Origin of the sequence: Bacteroides sp. AF39-11AC, assembly GCF_003474285.1 — a bacterium.
Taxonomy (GTDB): domain Bacteria; phylum Bacteroidota; class Bacteroidia; order Bacteroidales; family Bacteroidaceae; genus Bacteroides.
In genome coordinates, this window is record NZ_QROH01000010.1 from 174,258 (window position 1) to 197,893 (window position 23,636).

Below are 23,636 nucleotides of genomic sequence, written 5' to 3' on the forward strand. Positions count from 1 at the left end.
CTTGCATCTTTTCTTTTTACTTCTCTAAAAGAAAAGCATTAATTGGAAGACTCCTGATAATTCTTATACCAGTCTGTGTAGTCCTTGCCACTCGATTCTACCCATTTCTCGAAATCAGGATATTCTTTATCTATCATCACTGTCTCCGTGACAGGAGTGAAAGTACCGGGTATCGAAATGGCAAACGGGTGTTTCCCATCCTTATTTACATAGTAAGCATCCGCCTCTTTACCTATCTGATCAGAATTTGCCAAGTTAGTAGCTTTAGCCTTTGGCAAATGCACTTCAGTACGATTGTCTTTTCCAGATCCCTCATAGTCCACAATGATATAAGGATTCAATACTGAGTTTCCAACTTTTAGGGCATCCTTCTTCATGACACCAGCAGCAAATGTACGGGTAATCACGAACTTCTGATTTCTTACATCCATAGCATTGGGAAAGAGAATAATAGAATTAGTTTGTGTTTCATCCACAGCACCAGACGGCAAAACGATTTCGCCACGTTGATCTGTAGCATACTGTACGGCAAACGCATTCCTGTTGGTAGCAGCATCATCCCTTTGTACCGGTTCGTAGGTTTCTTTCACCTCACTCACGTAATTGTCTTTATTGAAGGTAATAGAACGATGGTATTCTATGATAACATCATTCAGGTCATAGTCACCTCCCGAAGGCCAGATATCCTCATAGGCAAAAGACAAATAAGTGTTCTCGGTTTCAGAGACTTCCGGTTCATCCGGATCTATGACAGGACGGTCAGGATCAAAAATAGCTTCATTCGGATTAGCGTCAATGCAGAAGAGGACATCTTCATAGCTGGTGTCTCCACCGTCTTCTACGCCATAAACCACAGTACCACCCTCTGCTGTAAGAGAGATAAAGCGGGCTTGCTGACCTTCATAATTCTTATTCCATTCTTTATTGGAGTAAACAAAACTCTTTTTTGTATTTATGGCATCGTCAAGATCATCTTCACCACATTTAAAGCCGTCGGCAATAATAAAGTAACCGATGGTATACCCTGCAGGAAACTTGGTGGAAAGGTGACCTTCATTATCTTGGAAAAGAAGCTGTACCCTCTGGTTCGTTTCCAAAGGAGCATTCTTTTTACCATAATCATAATAACCACCTGATTGTTGTCCTGCGTATTTTTTTGAATAAGGTACATTACCTGTAATCGAAGCATTCGGGAAGATAACGATTTTCGTCACTCCACTGGGAGTATCAGGACATTCATTGGTCTTATAATAATAGTATCCCACTACGTTCTGATTCCAGCCGGATTCAGTTAAAAAAGTGAAGAACAGTTCGGCATCTGTCACGGTTACGGTTTGACCGTGTTCATCCTGATAAGTCTCTGCAATAGTAGTATTGACACGCTCAGTATCTCTCACATAATTTCTATTATCCAGATTACCGGGCTTAGTACTTTTACCTTTCCACAAAGCCTTCTGTACGTTACTGATAAACTTATTGCTAAGTTTACCTTTCTCAATCAGGCCATTAATATCCTTAGCTTTCCCATACCTGTCATCAATCTCCACCAAGGAATACACTTTCTGTGCATTATTGACTGTAACTAACTCCAGTTTTGACTTCGCCCGTGTAGCAGCTGCCGCCCGCGAAACAGCGTCCGTCTCGTTCACCGTCACCTTTCCATTCTCCACATCCGCTTCCACACACATGGGAACACCCCAGGTAGGCGAGAAAACATACACAACTTTAGCAGCCGTAGGCAATTCCACATCGCCAACGAAACGTCCTTTTGCATCCGCAAATATTTTATAAACTGGTTCACCCTGAATAACGAACGAGCCTGTTTCATTATAAGAGACTGGATCTTCTGTAAAGATTTCTATTAAGGCATTACTGCCAATCTCCCCATAGTTGACCTCGAACGCCACATTAGTAGTTGTGGTAAAATCGAAGTATTCACTTTCCGGCTTTAATACGGTCGGATCCTTACCAGGATCATAAACATCTTTATCCATGCATCCTGCCAGTGCGAGCATAGCGAAACACGCACCCATTCCAAGTAATTGATTAACTCTCATCATTTGGTTTATGTTTGTAAAAAAATAGTAGGTTCTCGTTTATCCTGCAAAGATAAAAAATACAATAAATGTATCCAAATAATCAAGGACAAAGTTGCATTTATTATTCATAATATTTATTTTTAGGAAAAGTAGCATAAAAAAGTCATTATTTGGACCTATTTCCCTTCTGTAAGTTTAAGCCGGATAAAGTATAATATCAGACAAAAGAAGAAAGAATATCAGTAGAAAGCACTACATTTGTCGCATTAAAAATACAAACGCTATGAAGAACTTATCTCTCTTTCTGCTACTTTGCCTATTGTTTGTCGCATGTGCCAAAGATGAAGACAAAGAACCGATTCTGGTTACCGACATCGTAATGCCCACACAAGCCAGCTTCAAGCCTGGTGATCCGGTCACAATCAAAGCACAAGGTTTCCAACCCGATGATGACATTATGTTCGAAATCTATTGGCCGCTCCCCGATGAACCTGCCTTGAACTATCAAGGATATGCCCTCGGAGTATCACCCGTTATGATAGAGCAAACCGCTACAAGCATCACCTTCCTGGCGCCCGGCCACTATCCAGCTTCAACCACCAAGGTACGTCTGCGCCGCTCCAGAGACATCATGACACTTGGTGAGATCGCTGTCACCAGTGGTGAAGCACCCAAAGAGTTCCAGCTCTATGGCATCGCCAACTCCCACTCCAGCACGAGTTATGATAATTGCATCGAACACATAAGCCTCACGGATGGCAACACTAAGGGCATCTTGGATCTAACAGAAGACCAGAAAGATTTCTCCTGCGTAGCAAATGTTCCTGAGAGTCAGAACCTCTGCGGAATACAGACTAAAGACGGAGTGCGCCGCGTATTCAGCTACGACCTCTCCATGCGTTTCTGGCAAGATATGGGACTCGAAAATATATTGACCCTGTGCAATGGCAACAGCTCCATAATAGCCGTAAGACAAATATCCCCCAATGAAGTAGTGTTGGCATCTATCGGATCCTGGCCCTATACCCGCAACACAGATCTGGCTCCAACCCGCAAATACAAGCTGCCTGCAAATATAAATCCCGAATCCCTGACACGCTATCCCGGCGTACAGGGCAGTACCAGCCAATTGCTACTCGCAGCCGATAACGGAAACAACAGCTTTACCCCCATCGTACTGGATTTAAGACAAGGTAGCGAGAAAGTATATCCCGATGAATCGATACAGGCTACAGCACTCATTCCTTTCTGGACAGTGATCCACGGAAAAGATACCGGAACCACCAAGTATGTACGTACTGGTGGATACGCCGTAGTTCGAGCTGATAATGGTCAGACCGAACTACGTATTTGGGATTCAACGGAGATGAAGCTGGAAGAGCCTTTCGCCACATTCCCCAATTCGGCACGTTCAGTAACCATGCTTGCCCAAGATACAGAGACGATGAAAATCTATGTATTGTTTGACACCAACCGGAGCGGCAGACTGATTTACGCTTACGACTTAGTAAAGAAGGATTGGCAACGGGTTCCTGACAACTATCCTTATTCGGAAATAGTAATGGCACGATAAAAAACTAAAGTAAATGCTCCTATATGCAGATGGTAAATATTTACAAAAACAAACGTTTGTGAGTTCAGTCGTATATTTAGGGTATCTCAGTCCTATACTTAGGGTACCTCAGTTCCATACTTAGATAGCCTAAGTATAGGACTGAGATACCATCATTACAACTCATCTGATAATCAACCGTTTACAGAACGCACTCTCAGCTTTAATAAATTAAGACAAAAGAGCTATTAAAGATGATAAATTACTTCATCTACTGTCGGGTTATGAGCTAAATTGATACGCGGACAAGGCGGACGAACGCGGATTTTATAAGGCTGAAAGCCTGAGATTACATAGCGTAGGGCAACGCCCTACGTGATTATGTATATCTCTATTTAAGCCCTGAAAGGGCGCAATCAAGCATACACGCTTTATCTCGCCCTTTCAGGGCTCAAAAATGGGGATGTATATTACGTAGGGCGATGCCCTACGCTATATAATGCAAGCCTTTCAGGCTTAAAATTCAGCCCGATAAATTATCATTTAGCTCATTATTATTCCGTTATGATCTGAAATGATTAACCTAATACAAGCACCCGAACATCCAAAGAGGTATTCTGTTGCCATTGCCAGTCTCGATGTCATCAATAGCAAGATAACTATTCGGTAGGTCTGCTATCTGATCGAACTGCGCAGAGAGTTTATTGATGTTCGGTTTGAAGGGAACATTCCCGGCAATAACCATCAAGAGTTTCTTGATCTTCTACGCGGTGGTGTAAGTCGGTTGCAGCAAGTTTTTTATGATAGGAATTTACCAAAGGCTGAATATCTACATAATCCATAATGAAATCAATTAATAAGTTTTGATTGCAAATACAACAAAACACTTTTGAAAAAGCGAATTCTTCTAAGATATTCACCTTTGCAAAAGTGTTTTATTGTATAATGTCTTTTTGAGCATTTCGCAGCGAAGAGGCACACATCTACGTAGAAGACACCGGAAGCCGCTTACAGTAGTACTGCCTTGTGCCGAGAAAGTTATTTCTTCCCCCGAAGATCATCCTTAGGTATCGTCGTCTCACTACCATCTCGCGTAGCAATGTAGTGGGGCGACATGATTTCTATACCTTCTTCATTAAACCGATCCTGAATATTCTGATGCAAATCAGAATAAACCTGTGCCAACTGATTGGCATCTTTAATGTATGCATTCACCTGATAGACCGGATAATAATCCTGAAGTGATGTTTCCAACACAAACGGACGCGGATCATCCACTACTCCGGGAGTATTCAGCGCCGCTTCAATCAGAAGCTGATGTGTCTTCCGCCAGGGAACATCATAACCGATGCTCACTTCCGAATGGATAATCAATCCGTAATCACGTGCCGACTGGCTGAAGTTCACCGTATGCGAAGACATGATAAAAGAATTCGGAATCGTAACCACCTCATTCTTCGGCGTACGGATACGCGTTACCAACGGTGTTTTCTCAATCACATTTCCCGTTGTATCATTCAGCTTAATACGGTCACCCAACTTAAACGGACGCATATACGTGATAACCAGTCCTGCAATGATATTCCCGATCACTGTACTCGATCCCAGCGAAACAATCAATCCGACAAAGACTGATATTCCCTGGAAGACACCCGATTTGGAGCCCGGCAGGTAGGGATAGATCATGGCAATCATAAATGCATAAAGCAGAAAGCGTACTATGTGGAACGTCGGCATAGCCCAGTCGGCATAGAAACCGCCTATCTTCAGCCGTTCCGACTGTATTTCACTGGCAAGATAACGAACCAACCGCACCAGATACTTCACGGCAAGCCATATCACAAAGATGGTAAACAAGTTGGGAATATACTCCACTATACCCAGGAAGATACTCTTTATCGGATCCCAGATATACGAGAACAACTTATAAGCGAGATCTTTGGTTTGAGGGAATATAGCAAAGAGCAATGGCACCGTCAGAATCAACTGAAGCAGCATGACGGCATAGCGCAGCAGACTTGCCAGGAAGACAAGCAGGTTTACCTGCTTCTGCGTGTCCAGCAACTCATAATCCTGAATAGAAATAGGTTTTAGTTTAGTATCTTTCAGACGTTGAATACGGGCTTTCAGCTTATTGAACAGCCAGATAGTGAGCTTAAACAACAGGAACTGACCTACAATTACAAGAATAAAATAAAGAATACGCTTACCAAGCTGCCAAAGACTATGCTCATCCTTCATGACCTTCAGCTTGTCCACTATCACTTTCCGCTTGGCAGCCGCCAACTGGTCTCGTGAACAGCCTTCCCACAGACCATCCTGATCAATAAATGAAGCAAGGACTTTATTCCCGTACATCAGGTCGGTAACAATATCACTGCTTTCCGTATAAACCGAGTCCGGCTGCAAATTGAATTGCTTGCCCAGTTCCGTAATTGCCGCCGCATTCATTTCGGCACGCTGTTGGGGAGTGTGACCGCCGCGCTTGGCAAACAGGTAGTATAAGGTGTCACCTTCCACAACCACAGGAACACCCGGAGTCATTCTTCTGAGCGAATCAATACGTAACCGCTGTTTAGCCAGCTTCAAAGAGTCTGCTGCATCATATTTCAGCTTCATCTGCTCTATCTCCATCCTGAGATTGGCTTCATTCAGTCTTGCCACTTCCAAGTCCTGCCGTGCCTTCAACAGATATATCGAGTCGCTATCCGTCTTCAATGAGGTAGTAGTTACTGCTGAACTATCTTCACCCAGAATATCCCGAACTTTTTCCACCAACTGGGCAGATGTTCCACCTACAGGCAGCAACAACAGCCAAAGACACAACGCACGAATTCCCTTCATATTAAAAGTCCTTAATCAGGTTACTTAAAATTATAAATTGTTTAACGCACCAAACATACGGAATGTTTTTCACTTATCATAAAAGGAATTAATTATATTTGCACAAAAATCAGTATTCTTATGGATATTCTTTTTCTGATTGGGGGACTTCTCCTCATCCTTTTAGGCGCTAATGGACTGACGGACGGGGCTGCATCCATAGCCAAACGTTTCCATATACCGTCCATCGTTATCGGACTTACCATTGTGGCTTTCGGAACATCCGCTCCGGAGCTGACGGTTAGCGTATCTTCAGCTCTGAAAGGCAGTGCAGACATTGCCATCGGAAATGTGGTAGGTAGTAATATCTTTAATACTTTGATGATCGTGGGTTGCACAGCACTTTTTGCCCCTATTGTCATCTCTCAAAATACATTACGCAAAGAAATACCTCTCTGCATCCTGTCTTCCATCGTACTGCTGATTTGTGCCAATGATGTATTGCTGGACCATAGTGCAGAAAACATTCTCAGCACCACGGATGGTTTGCTATTGCTCTGTTTCTTTATCATCTTTTTGGGATATACCTTTGCAATCGCCTTTCAGGGAAAGAAAGAAGGAGAAGCACCCGAAGAAGAAATCAAGCAACTTCCCATGTGGCGGTCTGCCCTATATATAATAGGTGGACTGGCAGGGCTTATCATCGGCGGTAACTTTTTTGTGGACGGTGCCACAGGTATTGCCCGCAGCCTGGGAGTCAGCGAGTCCGTCATCGGGCTGACGCTTGTGGCAGGCGGAACATCCCTACCCGAACTGGCTACCTCTATCGTAGCTGCTCTCAAAAAGAATCCTGAAATTGCTATCGGTAATGTAATCGGAAGCAATCTTTTCAACATTTTCTTTGTATTGGGATGTAGTGCTTCTATCACACCATTACATCTGGCAGGCATCACTAATCTGGACCTCCTGGTACTGGTAGGTTCAAGTATTCTGCTTTGGATTTTCGGACTTTTCTTCGCCAAACGAACCATTACCCGCATTGAGGGCAGCATATTGATACTTTGTTATATAGCTTATACTGTTGTACTTATTTATAATGTTTAAAGTGGTATTTTAAAGATTATCATGTATCTTTGCCCCCTCATTAGACATAAAATTATGGCAATAACAATCAAAAAAGCTTCTACAATGAAAGAATTGAAACGGTTCATCCGCTTCAATTACCGGCTATACAAAGGCAATCCTTACTCCGTCCCCGATCTTTACGACGACATGCTCAATACCTTCAACAAAAAGAAGAATGCAGCGTTTGAATTCTGCGAAGCAGAGTATTTTTTAGCTTACAAAGACAATCAGATAGTAGGACGTGTAGCTGCCATTATCAATCATAAAGCCAATCAGACCTGGGATAAAAAGAATGTCCGCTTCGGTTGGATCGATTTCATCGATGACCCCGAAGTTTCCGACGCACTAATCCGCACAGTAGAAGAATGGGGTAAAGAGCGAGGAATGACTCATATACAAGGTCCCTTGGGTTTCACAGACTTCGATGCAGAAGGCATGCTTGTCGAAGGTTTCGATCAACTCAGCACAATGGCCACCATCTATAACTACCCTTACTACCCGCAACACATGGAGCGCATGGGCTTTGAAAAAGATGCCGACTGGGTAGAATTTAAAATTTATATTCCGGATGCCATACCAGACAAACACAAACGTATCTCCGACCTCATTCAACGTAAGTATAATCTCAAAATCAAAAAATATACATCTGCGAAAAAGATTGCCCAAGATTACGGTCAGGCCATCTTTGAACTGATGAACGAAGCTTATAAACCCCTGTTCGGATATTCCGCCCTGTCACAACGACAGATCGACCAATACGTGAAGATGTACCTTCCTATTGTAGACCTGCGTATGGTGACACTTATCACGGATGCCGACGACCAACTGATTTGTGTAGGTATTTCCATGCCATCCTTGTCCGAAGCTTTGCAAAAAGCACACGGACGGTTATTGCCCTTCGGATGGTATTATCTGCTGAAGGCCCTCTTCATGAAACGCCGTGCCAAAATGTTGGATTTATTACTCGTTGCAGTGAAACCGGAGTACCAGAACAAGGGTGTTAACGCATTGTTATTTTCCGATTTAATTCCGGTTTATCAAAAATTAGGTTTTATATTTGCAGAGAGTAACCCTGAACTGGAGATGAACGGCAAGGTACAAGCCCAATGGGAGTACTTTAAAACAGAGCAGCATAAACGGCGCAGGGCGTTTATTAAGGAAATTAACCATCAGTGATTAACGGTTAGTGATTAGTGATTAACGGCTGACTTTCACGCCACATACCACTAATCACTAATCTCTGATCACTAATCACTATATTAAGTTTATGGAAGAAATCAACGGACTGATGCCCGAAGGCAATGTAGAATATACGGAAGACAACATTCGTCATCTTGACGATATGGAGCACATCCGTGTCCGTTCGGGTATGTATATCGGTCGTTTGGGCGACGGTACGCAAAACGACGACGGTATTTATGTATTGCTAAAAGAGGTAATGGACAACAGCATCGATGAATTCAAAATGGGTGCGGGTAAAAGGATCGAAATAACCATTGAGGAGAATCTGCGTGTCAGCGTACGCGACTACGGTCGAGGTATTCCGCAAGGAAAGCTGATTGAGGCAGTAAGCAAACTCAATACCGGTGGTAAGTACGACAGCAAGGCTTTTAAAAAGAGCGTCGGACTGAACGGTGTAGGTATCAAGGCCGTAAATGCGCTTAGCAACCGTTTTGAGGTACGCAGTTATCGTGAAGGCAAAGTCCGTATCGCCATTTTCGAAAAAGGTATTCTGCAAAGCGATGTCACAGAAGCCTGCAACGAAGAAAGCGGAACTTATATCTTCTTCGAACCGGATAGTACATTATTCCTGAACTATTCCTTCCAGGCTAATTTTGTGGAAATGCTATTGCGTAATTATACGTATCTGAATACGGGACTTTCCATTATTTACAATGGTCAGCGCATCATTTCACGCCACGGTCTGGAAGATTTGCTGAACGACAACATGACCGCACAGGGGTTATACAACATCATCCACCTGAAAGGGGAAGATATTGAAATAGCCTTCACACATACCAACCAATACGGCGAAGAATATTACTCCTTCGTCAACGGACAGCATACTACGCAAGGCGGTACACACCAAAGTGCGCTCAAAGAACATATTGCCCGCACCATCAAGGAATTTTATAACAAAAACCAGGAGTACGCCGATATCCGTAACGGTATCGTTGCCGCCATTGCCATTAACGTGGAAGAACCCCAATTCGAGGGACAGACAAAAACCAAACTCGGTTCGCCTTCCATGTCTCCGGGTGGTGTGAGCGTAAATAAATATGTAGGAGACTTCATCAAGACGGAAGTGGATAATTATCTCCACAAAAACCCATTGGTTGCGGAAGTCATGCTGCAAAAGATACAGGACTCTGAAAAGGAACGCAAAGCAATTGCCGGTGTTACCAAGCTGGCTCGCGAACGTGCCAAGAAGGCCAACCTGCACAACCGTAAGTTGCGCGACTGCCGCTATCACCTCAACGACGGCAAGGGGAAAGACCAGGAGACCGAATCCTGCATTTTCATTACCGAGGGTGACTCAGCAAGTGGTTCTATCACGAAAAGCCGTGACGTAAACACACAAGCAGTATTTAGCTTGCGTGGTAAGCCGTTGAACTCTTACGGGCTGACTAAAAAGGTGGTATATGAAAACGAAGAGTTCAACCTGCTACAGGCTGCCTTGAATATAGAAGACGGTATCGAGGGATTACGCTACAACAAGGTGATTGCTGCTACCGATGCCGATGTGGATGGCATGCACATCCGCCTGCTACTTATAACCTTCTTCCTGCAATTCTTCCCTGATCTGATAAAGAAAGGGCATGTATATATCCTGCAAACTCCGTTGTTCCGTGTACGTAATAAGAAGAAAACCCTTTACTGCTATACGGAAGAAGAACGGCAGAAAGCAGTTGTAGAACTGGGACCGAATCCTGAAATCACCCGATTTAAAGGTTTAGGAGAAATCTCACCCGATGAATTCCAGCACTTCATTGGCAAAGATATGCGTCTGGAGCAGGTAAGCCTGCGCAAGACGGACTTGGTAAAGGAACTGTTGGAGTTCTATATGGGCAAAAACACCATGGAACGACAAAACTTTATTATTAATAATCTGGTTATAGAAGAAGATCTGGCATCATGAGAAGAGCAATCTTTCCGGGAACATTCGACCCCTTCACCATCGGGCATTCCTCGGTAGTGACCCGCGCGCTGACTTTTATGGATGAAGTCATCATTGGGATTGGAATTAATGAAAATAAGAATACCTATTTCCCTATCGAGAAGCGCGTGGCAATGATACAGAACTTCTACCGGAACGAACCCCGCATCAAAGTATACTCTTATGATTGCCTGACGATTGATTTTGCACAACAGGTAGATGCACAGTTTATCATCCGCGGCATCCGCACCGTGAAAGACTTTGAATACGAAGAAACCATTGCAGATATCAACCGCAAACTGGCAGGTATTGAAACGATCCTGCTCTTTACCGAGCCCGAGCTGACGTGCATCAGTTCGACGACCGTCCGTGAGTTGTTACAATTCGGCAAGGACATCAGCCAGTTCATTCCCGAAGGAATGGAGATTTAGTGATTAGTGAATTTAATGATTAGTGATTAGTAAAAAGAATAATGAAGAAACTCCTTATCTTTATAATATGTATATGTGGTGGCATGGCTTCCATGCAGGCACAAAATACGGGTAATGCGGCAGCAATCCGCAAGTTACAAATGGCAGAATTTGCTATAGCCAACCTGTATGTAGACTCGGTAGACGAAAACAAACTGGTGGAAGAAGCCATTATCCGTATGTTGGCACAGCTCGACCCGCACTCCACATACAACAATGCCGAGGAAGTGAAGAAAATGAACGAGCCTCTGCAAGGTAATTTCGAAGGTATTGGTGTTCAGTTTCAGATGATAGAAGATACTTTACTGATTATACAGCCCGTGAGCAACGGACCGTCCGAAAAAGTAGGCATACTGGCAGGAGACCGTATTGTAGCTGTAAACGACAGTGCCATTGCAGGTGTTAAGATGTCCACAGAAGATATCATGACGCGCTTACGCGGTCCCAAAGACTCGGAAGTTAAACTCACCATCGTCCGCCGCGGAGTAGATGATCCTTTATATTTCACCGTAAAACGGGATAAAATTCCTATTCTCAGCCTGGATGCATCTTATATGATACAACCCAAGACAGGCTATATCCGCATCAACCGCTTCGGCGCCACTACCGCCGAAGAGTTTACAACAGCTCTTAAAGAATTACAGAAACAGGGAATGAAGGACTTGATACTCGACCTGCAAGGTAATGGAGGCGGATACCTGAACGCGGCCATCGACCTTGCCAATGAGTTCTTGCAACAGAAAGAATTGATTGTATATACCGAAGGAAGAGCCGCCCAGCGCAGCAACTTCTACGCCAAAGGTACAGGTAACTTCAAAAACGGTCGCCTCGTTGTATTGGTGGATGAATACTCTGCTTCTGCCAGTGAAATCGTTACCGGTGCCATACAGGACTGGGACAGAGGAGTTGTTGTGGGCCGCCGTACTTTCGGTAAAGGCTTGGTACAGCGCCCCATCGACCTGCCCGACGGTTCCATGATACGCCTGACTATTGCCCGTTACTATACCCCTTCCGGACGTTGCATTCAAAAACCGTATGACCATACAGCTAATCTGGACAATCCCAGACTTCAAGGCGAGGATACCCAGGAGAAATACAATATGGATCTGATAGAGCGCTTCAACCGTGGAGAGATGATGCATGCTGACAGCATCCATTTCCCCGATTCACTGAAGAATTCTACAAAAAAACTGAAACGTACCGTTTATGGTGGCGGTGGTATCATGCCCGACTATTTCGTACCCATTGACACCACTCAATACACCGATTATCACCGGAATCTGGTTGCCAAAGGTGTTGTTATCAAAGCAACCACGAAATACATCGAAAGCCACCGGAAAGAATTACAGGAACAGTACAAGAAGTTCGATACCTTCAACAATAAGTTTGAGATAGACGAGCAGATGCTTGCAGACATACGCGCTGCCGCCGATAAAGAGAAGATCGAGTTCAATGAAGAGCAATACAACAAATCGCTTCCGCTGATAAAAACACAGTTGAAAGCCCTGATTGCCCGTGACCTGTGGGATATGAACGAATACTTCCAGGTGATAAACACCACGAACAACAGTGTGCAACAGGCACTAAAAGTACTGAACGAAAAGATTTACGAGAAGAAACTACCGCTTTAATTACCGAATAACCACTTATTCAACCAGCGGTTCACATAGATATTTACTACCGCACATCCCGCTCCGATGACTGCACCTGCCAGTACATCGGACGGATAGTGCACACCCTCATTCATACGGGACATCCCGACAGAACAAGCCCATAAAGCCGAAGGACCTATCACATACCATTTCGGATACTTCACGCAAAGCGAAGTTGCCAATGCAAAGGCTGTTGCCGTATGTCCGGATGGGAAAGAAGGACTGGTCTCATGACTATAAGCATGAACCCGGTCGGGATAACGGTCGAACGGACGTTCACGGTCTATAAGATATTTCAAGCCGTAAGTCACCACAAAAGCACCGGCAACACTGGTACCTACATACACAGCATCCTTCAATAATTCACGGTCTTTTTTCACCCAGGCAGCCAGTGCCATCGCCACAGGAACTCCAACGGCTATATAAGGTTCAGTACGAGAAATTATTTTATTATAATTGCGAATAAACTTACCATCCCAACTGTTTATTTTATGCAAGGTATTGATGTCCCAATTTTGTGCAGAAATACTGAGTACAACTAATGATGCAAAAAATACAAAAAAAATAGTTCTCTTCATGCAGTCTTTCTTATAGTTTGCAGCAAAGATAGGTGATTTTGTTAGAGTATTCACAAAAAAATTCTATCTTTGTTGCCATAATTTTAGTAATTCGTCCTATATTTCATGACAAAAGACACTCTTTGCGCACGGCAAGTAGATTGTACTCTATGCCCGAAAATTTCTGATGGGACGTTGGTACTTCGCCAACATCCCCAGGGGCAGCATTTCTCAGCGGAGAAGTGCACCCAGAACTGCATGATCTTTATGTTAAAGGGTGAGTTGCTGATAAATAGTAACGAATATCCGGGCACTACGCTCCTAAGCAGACAGTGTGTATTACAAGCCATCGGCTCAAAAATGGAGTTATTGGCACTGACTGAAGTGGAATACATCGCCTATTGGTTCACGGAACTTCCGCTTTTATGCGAAGACCGCTATAAAGAGATCTTGGAACGTTCCGAAGCTCCACTGATTTACACACCGTTGCTGGCTAACGCAAAACTGGAACGACTGCTACATGATATCGCCGACTATTTTAAAGAACAACCTTCCGCTTGCGGGAAATATCTCGATATCAAGCGCCAGGAACTGGTTTACATTCTAACCTGTTATTATCCACTACGCCAGATAAGTACTTTTTTCTATCCTATCAGTACTTATACGGAAAGTTTCCATTATTTCATTATGCAAAACTACGACAAAGTGAAGAATGTGGAAGAATTTGCCCATTTAGGAGGATATACCACCACCACTTTCCGTCGTTTGTTTAAAAATATGTATAATGTTCCGGTGTACGAATGGATACTGGACAAGAAGCGTGAAGGTATTCTGAACGATCTGCAATTCACCAAGCAACGTATCTCTGTAATTAGCGCACGCTATGGTTTTGATTCCCTGTCACACTTCGCTCATTTCTGTAAGGACTCCTTTGGGGATACCCCCCGTTCACTACGGAAACGCGCTGCCAGTGGAGAGAAAATCACTATTATAAAAGAAAAAAGTGACGACTCAGCAAGGGAACAAGGTGACGAGGAAGGGTAACCCTTTTCTCGTCACCTTGTTCCCTGACTGACTTGTCAACTTCTGTCTATTCTCCTAATTACGGAATTATTTCTTTAATTCCTTGTTTAATCAATGTTTTTCTTCTATTTTTGCGGGAAATTAAAGTAAGACCCTAAGTAAAAGTAAATTTTCTAACTATTAAATAATTTAAATTCAATCATTTATGTGGTTAAGTAATTCATCTGTAGGAAGGAAAGTGGTGATGAGCGTTACCGGTATCGCCCTTGTCCTGTTTCTGACGTTTCACATGGCGATGAACCTGGTTGCATTAATCTCGGCAGAGGGATACAACATGGTTTGTGAGTTCCTGGGAGCAAACTGGTATGCCTTGGTGGCTACGGTAGGTCTGGCTGCCCTTTTCATTATTCACATCATCTACGCTTTCTGGCTGACAATGCAGAACCGCAAAGCACGCGGTACCGAACGTTATGCTGTAGTTGATAAACCCAAAACCGTGGAATGGGCTTCTCAGAACATGCTCGTACTGGGTCTTATCGTAATCGTAGGTCTGGGTCTGCACCTGGTAAACTTCTGGGCAAAAATGCAGCTTCCTGAGTTGATGCACAACATGGGTATGCAAACCGATGCTGCCACACTGGCATATGCAGCCAATGGTGTTCATCACATTGAAAACACATTTGGCAATCCGGTATACGTAGTGCTTTACCTCATTTGGCTGGGCGCACTGTGGTTCCACCTGACTCACGGTTTCTGGAGCTCTATGCAGTCTCTGGGCTGGAACAACAAGGTATGGATTAACCGTTGGAAATGTATCTCCAACATCTACTCTACTATCGTCGTTGTATGTTTCGCCTTGGTAGTTGTCGTATTCTTCGCAAAATCATTGTGCGGCGGTGCTTGCTAATTTGTAAATTGTAAACGATTAAAATGTAATAGCATTATGACTAAGATAGATTCAAAAATTCCGGAAGGACCAGTAGCAGAGAAATGGACCAACTATAAAGCTCACCAGAAATTAGTGAACCCGGCTAACAAGCGTCGCTTGGATATCATCGTAGTAGGTACAGGTTTGGCAGGTGCTTCTGCTGCCGCTTCACTTGGTGAAATGGGTTTCAGAGTATTCAACTTCTGTATTCAAGACTCTCCCCGCCGTGCACACTCCATCGCTGCACAGGGTGGTATCAACGCTGCAAAGAATTACCAAAACGACGGTGACTCAGTTTACCGTTTGTTCTACGATACAGTAAAGGGTGGTGACTATCGTGCCCGCGAAGCTAACGTTTACCGTTTGGCTGAGGTTTCCAATAGCATCATCGACCAGTGTGTGGCACAAGGTGTTCCTTTCGCCCGCGAATACGGCGGTCTGCTGGATAACCGTTCTTTCGGTGGTGCTCAGGTATCACGTACGTTCTATGCCCGCGGTCAAACCGGACAGCAGTTGTTGCTGGGTGCTTATTCAGCATTGAGCCGCCAAGTAAACGTAGGTACCGTAAAACTGTATACCCGCTATGAAATGCAGGACGTTGTTCTTATCGACGGACGTGCCCGCGGTATCATTGCAAAGAACCTCGTTACCGGTAAACTGGAACGTTTCGCTGCACACGCAGTAGTAATCGCTACCGGTGGTTACGGAAACGCATATTTCCTGTCTACCAATGCAATGACTTGTAACTGTACAGCTGCTGTTTCTTGCTACCGCAAGGGTGCTTGGATGGCTAATCCGGCTATGGTACAGATTCACCCCACTTGTATTCCTGTTCACGGTGACAAGCAGTCTAAATTGACTTTGATGTCAGAGTCTCTGCGTAATGACGGCCGTATCTGGGTTCCGAAGAAGAAAGAAGATGCCGTAAGACTTCAGAAGGGTGAAATCAAGGGAAGCGATATTCCTGAAGAAGACCGCGACTATTACTTGGAACGCCGCTATCCGGCATTCGGAAACTTGGTTCCACGTGACGTTGCCAGCCGTGCTGCTAAAGAACGCTGCGATGCAGGTTTCGGTGTGAATAATACAGGTCTGGCAGTATTCCTCGACTTCTCTGAGGCTATCAGCCGCTTAGGTATCGATATCGTTCTTCAACGTTATGGTAACCTCTTCGATATGTACGAGGAAATCACTGACGTGAATCCGGGCGAACTGGCAAAAGAAATTGCCGGTGTGAAATATTATAATCCGATGATGATCTATCCGGCTATCCACTATACAATGGGTGGTATCTGGGTTGACTACGAACTGATGACTTCTATCAAAGGTCTGTTCGCTATCGGTGAATGTAACTTCTCTGACCACGGTGCAAACCGCCTCGGTGCTTCTGCATTGATGCAAGGTCTGGCTGACGGTTACTTCGTATTACCTTACACTATTCAGAACTATCTGGCCGACCAGATCACAGTTCCCCGCTTCTCTACCGACCTGCCTGAATTTGCAGCAGCAGAGAAAGCAATTCAGGACAAGATCAACTGGATGATGAACATCAAGGGTAAGAAGTCTGTAGACTCTATCCACAAGGAACTGGGCCACGTAATGTGGGAATATGTAGGTATGGGCCGTACAGCAGAAGGTCTGAAGACCGGTATTGCCAAACTGAAAGAAATACGCAAGGAATTCGAAAAAGATCTGTTCATCCCGGGAGATAAGGAAGGCATGAATGTAGAGTTGGATAAGGCTATCCGCTTGTACGACTTCATTATCATGGGTGAATTGGTTGCATACGATGCTCTGAACCGTAACGAAAGCTGCGGTGGTCACTTCCGTGAAGAATACCAGACTGAGGAAGGCGAAGCAAAACGTGATGATGAGAACTTCTTCTACGTTGCTTGCTGGGAATATCAAGGCTCCGACGAAAAAGCTCCTGAACTGCTGAAAGAACCGCTGGTTTACGAAGCAATCAAGGTACAAACTCGTAACTATAAGAGCTAATCGGGAAGTTGAACATTTAAAGAATTAAAGAAAATGGATAAAAATATAAGTTTCACACTGAAAGTATGGCGCCAGAAAGGCCCAAAGGCAAAAGGCTCTTTTGAAACATACCAAATGAAAGATATCCCCGGTGACACTTCATTCCTCGAAATGCTGGATATCTTGAATGAACAACTGATTTCTGAAGGTAAAGAACCGGTTGTATTCGATCATGACTGCCGCGAAGGTATCTGCGGTATGTGTTCGCTCTACATCAACGGACATCCTCACGGTCCTGCAACAGGTGCTACCACCTGCCAAATTTATATGCGTCGTTTCAACGATGGCGACACTATCACTGTTGAACCTTGGCGTTCTGCCGGTTTCCCGGTAATCAAGGACTTGATGGTAGACCGCACAGCTTATGACAAGATCATGCAAGCAGGTGGTTATGTAAGTGTGCGTACAGGCTCTCCTCAGGATGCCAACGCTATCCTGATTCCAAAGCAGATCGCTGACGAAGCTATGGATGCTGCAGCTTGTATCGGTTGCGGTGCTTGTGTAGCTGCATGTAAGAATGGTTCTGCTATGTTGTTCGTTTCCGCAAAAGTTAGCCAGTTGAACTTGCTGCCGCAAGGTAAACCGGAAGCATTGCGCCGTGCAAAAGCTATGTTGAGCAAGATGGACGAACTCGGATTCGGTAACTGTACCAACACTCGCGCTTGCGAAGCTGAATGTCCGAAGAACATTTCTATCAGCAACATCGCTCGTTTGAACCGCGACTTTATCATCGCAAAACTGAAAGACTAATCAGCCCTTTCTACATTTGATTAATATCACCAGAACTCCTCTGCCGGGAAACCGACAGAGGAGTTCTTCTTATGTAAGCCCGGGAAGTAACTTTCACCTCTCCTTATTTTCAGCCGGTTTCATCTTGCTGAAAATCTCCTGATATCGTACTATCAGTTCCAGATTCATTTCAATGATATAATTGTCTTCTTCACTACTTTCGAATTAGTCCCTATCATTATCTCAAATTTACCAGGCTCCATAACATATTTCAAGTTCCTGTCCATGAAGCAAAGATCTGCCGATGAAAGAATAAACGTCACCTCTTTTTCTTCACCCGGATTTAATTCAATTTGCTGAAATCCCTTCAACTCCTTAACAGGGCGTGTTACGGAGGCCACCAGATCGCGGATATAAAGTTGTACTGTCTCCTTTCCTCTATATGCTCCGGTGTTTTTCAACTTCGCAGACACCCGGATTGTATCCTCCATTGTATATACATTGGCAGAAGTCTTAGGCTCCGACAACTGAAATGTAGTGTAACTCAATCCGTAGCCAAACGGATAAGCAGGTTCAAAATCGATATCCTGATACCGACAAGAATAAGCAACCGTTTTACTTTCCGGCCTTCCGGTACTTTTATAATTATAATAGATCGGAATCTGTCCCACATGTGCGGGAAAAGTCATGGGCAGTTTGCCGGAAGGATTATAATCACCCGAGATGATATCAGCTATGGCATTCCCGCTTTCGGTTCCCAGCCACCAAGTCAGAAGAATTGCATCGGCATGAGGCTCCATATCATTAAAAATCATTGGCCTACCGCCCATCAGTAAAACAATAACCGTCTTACCCGTTTTCTTCAACTCCTTCACCAGCAATTGCTGATTGGCATTGACGGTAATGTCAGCCCTCGACTTTGCTTCTCCACTCTGATTGAATCTTTCACCTATGGCCACTACTATAACATCAGCACAATTGGCAATTGCCCGGGCCTCAGAAAGCCGTAAATCATTTGTTTCCAAATCATATCCATCGGCATAATCGACCGTTACATTAGGAAAACGTTTTTTCAGGCCCTCATACACGGTCACAACTTCTTTCTCTACACCTTCATTCGCCCAAAAGCCCATCATATCCTTTTGAGAATTAGCCAAAGCTCCTATCAATGCAATTCTTCTGCAAGACGGAGACAAAGGAAGAGTTTGTTTCTCATTCTTCAATAAGACAACGGACTTTCTTCCGGACTCCCGTGACAAATCCCTGAGGCGGGTGTTCAATACGGTTTTCTTTTCCCGTTCTTCGTCACAATAGCGGTACGGATCATCAAAAAGTCCGAGTTGAAACTTCTTCAGCAAAATACGCTTTACTGCTTCATCAACATATTTAATGTCCACAACACCTTCTTCCACCAACTCTTTCAGATGTTTATGATAAGCTCTCGACTCCATGTCCATATCACATCCGGCATGAATAGCAATCTCCGCCGATGTCTTCAAGTCGGATGCATATCCATGGGCAACCATCTCTTTGACCGATCCCCAATCGGAAACAATAAAACCTCTGAAAGCCCATCCTTCTTTAAGGATATCGCGTTGTATATATGCATTTCCCGTAGCCGGAATACCGTTTATGTCATTAAAACTATTCATAAAAGTTGCCACACCGGCATTTGCAGCTGCTCTGAAAGGAGGTAGATAAGTATCGTGCAGCGTCAAGTCAGAAATGTCTACCGTATTATAGTCCTTACCTGCAATGGCTGCCCCATATGCTGCAAAATGCTTGGCACAAGCCATTATCGTATGAGTATCCGCCAGATCACTTCCCTGAAAGCCCCTTACCCGCGCTTCGGCCACTCTGCTACCATACCAGGTATCTTCGCCCGCTCCTTCCATTACACGCCCCCATCGTGCATCACGGGTTATATCTACCATCGGAGCAAAAGTCCAGTGAATACCTTGTGCAGAAGCTTCCTCCGCAGCACCGGCTGCTGTTCTTTCCATCAAATCCAGATCAAAGCTTGCCGCTTCACCTAAAGGAATGGGATAGATAGTACGCAGACCATGAATAACATCCTGCCCGAACAGTAATGGAATGCGGAGACGGGACTGCATGGCATAATTCTGCATCTCGCGCGTATATTTTACCCCCTTAATATTGAGCATGGCTCCGACTCTACCCGCCTTGATCTGCTCTATTTTAGTAGCATCTTCCACCACCGGTCCTGTTGCCTGCCAGTTGCCGGTATATTGATTTAACTGCCCGATTTTCTCATCCAGTGTCATCAGGCTGAGTACAGAATCGACCTTCGAACTATAGTCGTACATAAAGTTATTTCCCGACTGGGCACTACATGCCAACCAACACATCATTAATACAAAGAATACTCCTGTATTTCTGTATACGCAAACTCTTTTATTCGTAATAAACACCATAGATAAAAATGATTTATTGAATAGAACCGTTTCAACTTTAATTTGTCCTAAAGCCGAAACGGTTCTTATATGAATACCTATCAAAATCCAACTATTTACTTCTGCGAATCAAAGTAACGAGTGAGTGTGTAAGCCTGCTTGTTTACTTTCTCCATTCGCCGCAATAAAGGTAACCAAGGAGAATATTCGCTGTCTACAATTCCTTTGTTGGAATCCCTGTTGGAAGGGTCTGTTGTCAAATCCTCCGGATCATTATCCTGATACCTAAACCAGTGCCACCCTACCGAGTATGGATTGCGGAGCAACTGTAAACAGAAGTTTTCGTAAAAGATTCCCCGGTCATCCTGAGTCGGCACATTCCATCCCGCACCGGTTGCATTGGGCAAACCGGAATCTTCTCCTTTCACATACCATTCGGTAATCAGAAAAGGTTTACCCGACCATTCTCCCCAGTTATTCATCCGTTCCTGTTCCGGCTGCCACTGGCGGTAATGATTTATAGAAATAATATCCATATACTTACCTGCTACCTTAAAGATAGCCGGATTGGTAAGTTCCTGATTCTTATCCTGATTAAACCGGCAACCGAGATACATGTGATTAGGATCTATACGACGCAACACCGAAGTCACTTTCTGCATATACGTCTCGAAGAAGAAGGCGGAAAATGCAAGACGGTCTTCCTCGGTAATATCCGCCACAGTTGCTTCCTTCCCTTTTCGTTCATCCAACCATTTCCGTGCTGCCAGGTATCCCTGTTCATCTTTAGCCAGAAAGTTAAGATGACGGTCCAAAGCATCAGTATACCAAGGTAATTCATTGTCTGTAAAATAGCCCAACAGGCAAGGATCGTCTTTATACCGTGCCAACGGAGCAAGAGCCTGCTCTACATATTTGTCAAACTCATTATCGAATACCATAGGCAGATTGAATCGATACCCCTGCCAGCCGGCTACCTTATAGGCACCTCTATACTTCTTCACATGCTCATGCTTATAGTTCCCCATAGGGTTGACAATCAGTGTATAGACCAATGGCGTTTGACTGGTACGGATATCTTCCACTGCCGACCAGGCTCCGACGCCATTAAATCCATACGAACGTAACATTTCTGTCTCCGCCTTCACCCACTGGGCACGCGTACCAAATTTTTCCTGAAATGCAGACTGTTGCTTCTCCGAGGTTCCAGGCGCAAATGCTACTACTGCCCGGTGATGGAACGGATACCCTTCGGGATCAATAATCCACCATCGCCCATTGATCTTCTCTGTACGGAAAAAGCCGGTTGCCTCCTGGCGGTTCGTCTTATATCCTCCGAACACAGACAGGACTGGTTCCTTTTTCTTTTTGAATCCTTTCAGGTTATCCACAGTATGTGCCTCGTAAGGTGTCCAGTTCTCCACAGTGCTGTTGGCACGTGTCTGTACCTGGACTGTTTTACCAGACTGGGCAAACAGCACTGAAGAAGCAAAAAGAGATAACAAAAGTATGGTTACTATTTTCATACTCATTTAATATTGCGGATTCTGCGGGAAAGTTCCCATTGCATCTATTTGCGCCTGCGGGATCGGCCAGCGCACCATATAATCTTTCATCGTCGTGCCCTGAATACTACTGGTTGTACTGCCGAAACGATGGTACTTATTCACCTGTTCCACCAACTTGCCGATACGTTTGAGGAAGAACCAACGTTTGCCTTCAAAGCACAACTCACGCGCATATTCATCCATGATGGTCTGAAGATCAATGGTAGTAGCCTCTTCAAGTCCGGCACGCAGACGTATAGCATTGAGATATTCCAGTGCCTTTTCCGTATTTCCTTTCCGCCAATGTGCTTCGGCACCCAAAATATAAGTATCCGCCAAACGATAAGCAATGAAGGGTTTGTAGGACAAGGCGCGTTTAGCCGGTTTGCTCAGGTCCCGATATTTCATCAGGCTCCAAGTGTACTGGCGCAGCTGAGTAGAATACGGGGGATCACCCGGTAATTTCTTTTCATAATAGACTGAAGCGGGGTTGTTTCCGTACAGCGTATCCGGATAGAAATAGAACTGTAAGCGCTTGTCTTTATCCTTGTCATACAATGAACGGAGATACTCATTCGGATACGTCCACCCGTAAGCGTTTCCTCCATAGTTGGCTTCCTCAATGATAGGCGCTACAGGATCTCCCGGAATGGTGATCTCATAGAAACGGGCTTGGAAACAAGCTCCCAACACATGACCATCACCTCCTGCCAATGTATGGCTGCCTCCGGATAACTCATCGAACTGCCACGCCATCAGACTCTCGCTATGGTTTACATTATTACCGAATATTTCGCTGATACCTACCAGTTTGTGATGTCCGTCTGTAATTATCGCATCAGCCTGTGCTGCTGCCGTAGTGTAATCTTCCTGCCACATAGCCGACTCAGCACGCAACTGACGGGCTAGGCCCAATCCGATAATTCCTGGATCCACTTTATATTGCAAGTGCTTGATGGCATAATCGAGGTCTCGGTCAATAAAGGCATATACATCCTTCTGGCTAGCCGGTTTATACTCTACTTCGTCAAACGCATTGTCCGGAGTTGTCGGTATGCTATCCAACAAGATATTGTCGTAAGTAGAAATCAGTCTGAGGTATGCCCAAGCACGAATCACACGGGCTTCCGAAACGATTCGCTCACGGGTTTCAGTTTGCATACTAATACCGGGTGCGGCATCAATAATGGCGGAAGCACGATCAATCATCTGATAGGGGCGGTTCCACATCTCGGCCGGCATGGCATTTGCACGCATATTGGAACGATACATTTCCGCTTCATTCCATGTACGCACCATAGCCAAGTCTGTGGCACAATAAAACCAGTAAGCTCCGCGTGCATCCGAATCATTGAAACGGAAAAAGCGGCGAGAGAGGCCGTATAGTCCATTCAGACCGATTTCCAGTCCTTCTTCGCTCTCATAGAGCGTTGAACTATTAATCTTGTCGAACTGTGTTTCTTCCAGCCAGGAATCACAAGAGGTATTGACTACCAATAATCCGATGATAAGAAATAATATATAATTTTTCATTATAGTTATATCATTAAAATGTTGAATGTATGAAATTATATCTCTGACTGCCT

The 23,636-nt window shown here is 44.4% G+C and carries 17 protein-coding genes; 10 read left to right on the forward strand and 7 right to left on the reverse strand.

Features of this window, described 5'->3' with window-relative positions; all coding sequences use genetic code 11:
• Nucleotides 1–38 precede the first annotated feature (38 nt).
• Complete coding sequence (locus DW036_RS21320; RefSeq protein WP_118466099.1) at nt 39–2,060, reverse strand: LruC domain-containing protein; 2,022 nt, start codon at nt 2,058–2,060, stop codon at nt 39–41.
• A 262-nt stretch (nt 2,061–2,322) separates the two neighbouring features.
• Between DW036_RS21320 and DW036_RS21325 the strand changes: the two genes are divergently transcribed.
• Nucleotides 2,323–3,612 (forward strand): WD40-like domain containing protein, encoded by a 1,290-nt coding sequence (locus DW036_RS21325; RefSeq protein WP_118466100.1) that lies wholly within the window; start codon nt 2,323–2,325, stop codon nt 3,610–3,612.
• 680 nt (nt 3,613–4,292) lie between these two features.
• Here the strand turns inward: DW036_RS21325 and DW036_RS25810 are convergent.
• Nucleotides 4,293–4,511, reverse strand: coding sequence for a hypothetical protein (locus DW036_RS25810; RefSeq protein ID WP_187374653.1), 219 nt, complete (start codon nt 4,509–4,511; stop codon nt 4,293–4,295).
• Between the two features lie 118 nt (nt 4,512–4,629).
• Nucleotides 4,630–6,435 carry a mechanosensitive ion channel family protein gene (locus tag DW036_RS21330; RefSeq protein ID WP_118466101.1) on the reverse strand — a complete coding sequence of 602 codons (1,806 nt, stop codon included), beginning with the start codon at nt 6,433–6,435 and terminating at the stop codon, nt 4,630–4,632.
• Between the two features lie 120 nt (nt 6,436–6,555).
• Between DW036_RS21330 and DW036_RS21335 the strand changes: the two genes are divergently transcribed.
• The 5 genes from DW036_RS21335 to DW036_RS21355 all read left to right on the forward strand — a co-directional run bounded on the left by DW036_RS21335 (nt 6,556) and on the right by DW036_RS21355 (nt 12,797).
• Entirely contained in the window at nt 6,556–7,518 is a 963-nt protein-coding gene (locus tag DW036_RS21335; RefSeq protein WP_118466102.1) for a calcium/sodium antiporter, read from the forward strand.
• Nucleotides 7,519–7,572: 54 nt separating this feature from the next.
• Nucleotides 7,573–8,715 (forward strand): N-acetyltransferase, encoded by a 1,143-nt coding sequence (locus DW036_RS21340; RefSeq protein WP_118466103.1) that lies wholly within the window; start codon nt 7,573–7,575, stop codon nt 8,713–8,715.
• Between the two features lie 91 nt (nt 8,716–8,806).
• Nucleotides 8,807–10,678, forward strand: coding sequence for a DNA topoisomerase IV subunit B (locus tag DW036_RS21345; protein ID WP_118466104.1), 1,872 nt, complete (start codon nt 8,807–8,809; stop codon nt 10,676–10,678).
• Entirely contained in the window at nt 10,675–11,127 is a 453-nt protein-coding gene (gene coaD, locus DW036_RS21350; RefSeq protein ID WP_118466105.1) for a pantetheine-phosphate adenylyltransferase, read from the forward strand. The genes DW036_RS21345 and coaD overlap by 4 nt, the downstream gene beginning before the upstream one ends.
• A 41-nt stretch (nt 11,128–11,168) precedes the next feature.
• Entirely contained in the window at nt 11,169–12,797 is a 1,629-nt protein-coding gene (locus DW036_RS21355) for a S41 family peptidase (RefSeq protein ID WP_118466106.1), read from the forward strand.
• Here DW036_RS21355 and DW036_RS21360 read toward each other — a convergent pair.
• Entirely contained in the window at nt 12,794–13,396 is a 603-nt protein-coding gene (locus tag DW036_RS21360; protein WP_118216316.1) for a phosphatase PAP2 family protein, read from the reverse strand. The genes DW036_RS21355 and DW036_RS21360 overlap by 4 nt on opposite strands.
• A 105-nt stretch (nt 13,397–13,501) precedes the next feature.
• On the opposite strand from DW036_RS21360, the gene DW036_RS21365 reads away from it, so the two are divergent.
• The 4 genes from DW036_RS21365 to DW036_RS21380 all read left to right on the forward strand — a co-directional run bounded on the left by DW036_RS21365 (nt 13,502) and on the right by DW036_RS21380 (nt 18,110).
• Nucleotides 13,502–14,419: an AraC family transcriptional regulator gene (locus DW036_RS21365; RefSeq protein WP_118466107.1), complete on the forward strand. Its 918-nt coding sequence runs from the start codon at nt 13,502–13,504 to the stop codon at nt 14,417–14,419.
• A gap of 184 nt (nt 14,420–14,603) precedes the next feature.
• Nucleotides 14,604–15,305, forward strand: a complete 702-nt coding sequence (locus DW036_RS21370; RefSeq protein WP_007660895.1) for a succinate dehydrogenase/fumarate reductase cytochrome b subunit — start codon at nt 14,604–14,606, stop codon at nt 15,303–15,305.
• A 36-nt stretch (nt 15,306–15,341) separates the two neighbouring features.
• A complete protein-coding gene (locus DW036_RS21375) occupies nt 15,342–17,321 on the forward strand; it encodes a fumarate reductase/succinate dehydrogenase flavoprotein subunit (protein WP_118466108.1) in 1,980 nt (659 codons plus the stop codon).
• A gap of 33 nt (nt 17,322–17,354) precedes the next feature.
• Nucleotides 17,355–18,110, forward strand: a complete 756-nt coding sequence (locus tag DW036_RS21380; RefSeq protein ID WP_118466109.1) for a succinate dehydrogenase/fumarate reductase iron-sulfur subunit — start codon at nt 17,355–17,357, stop codon at nt 18,108–18,110.
• A gap of 164 nt (nt 18,111–18,274) precedes the next feature.
• Here the strand turns inward: DW036_RS21380 and bglX are convergent, their stop codons facing one another.
• The 3 genes from bglX to DW036_RS21395 all read right to left on the reverse strand — a co-directional run bounded on the left by bglX (nt 18,275) and on the right by DW036_RS21395 (nt 23,583).
• The gene (gene bglX / locus DW036_RS21385) at nt 18,275–20,461 is read right to left on the reverse strand and encodes a beta-glucosidase BglX (protein ID WP_118466148.1); all 2,187 of its coding nucleotides are present in this window, start codon (nt 20,459–20,461) and stop codon (nt 18,275–18,277) included.
• A 158-nt stretch (nt 20,462–20,619) separates the two neighbouring features.
• A complete protein-coding gene (locus DW036_RS21390) occupies nt 20,620–22,029 on the reverse strand; it encodes a hypothetical protein (RefSeq protein WP_187374654.1) in 1,410 nt (469 codons plus the stop codon).
• A 6-nt stretch (nt 22,030–22,035) separates the two neighbouring features.
• Entirely contained in the window at nt 22,036–23,583 is a 1,548-nt protein-coding gene (locus tag DW036_RS21395; RefSeq protein ID WP_118466111.1) for a RagB/SusD family nutrient uptake outer membrane protein, read from the reverse strand.
• Nucleotides 23,584–23,636: the final 53 nt, after the last annotated feature.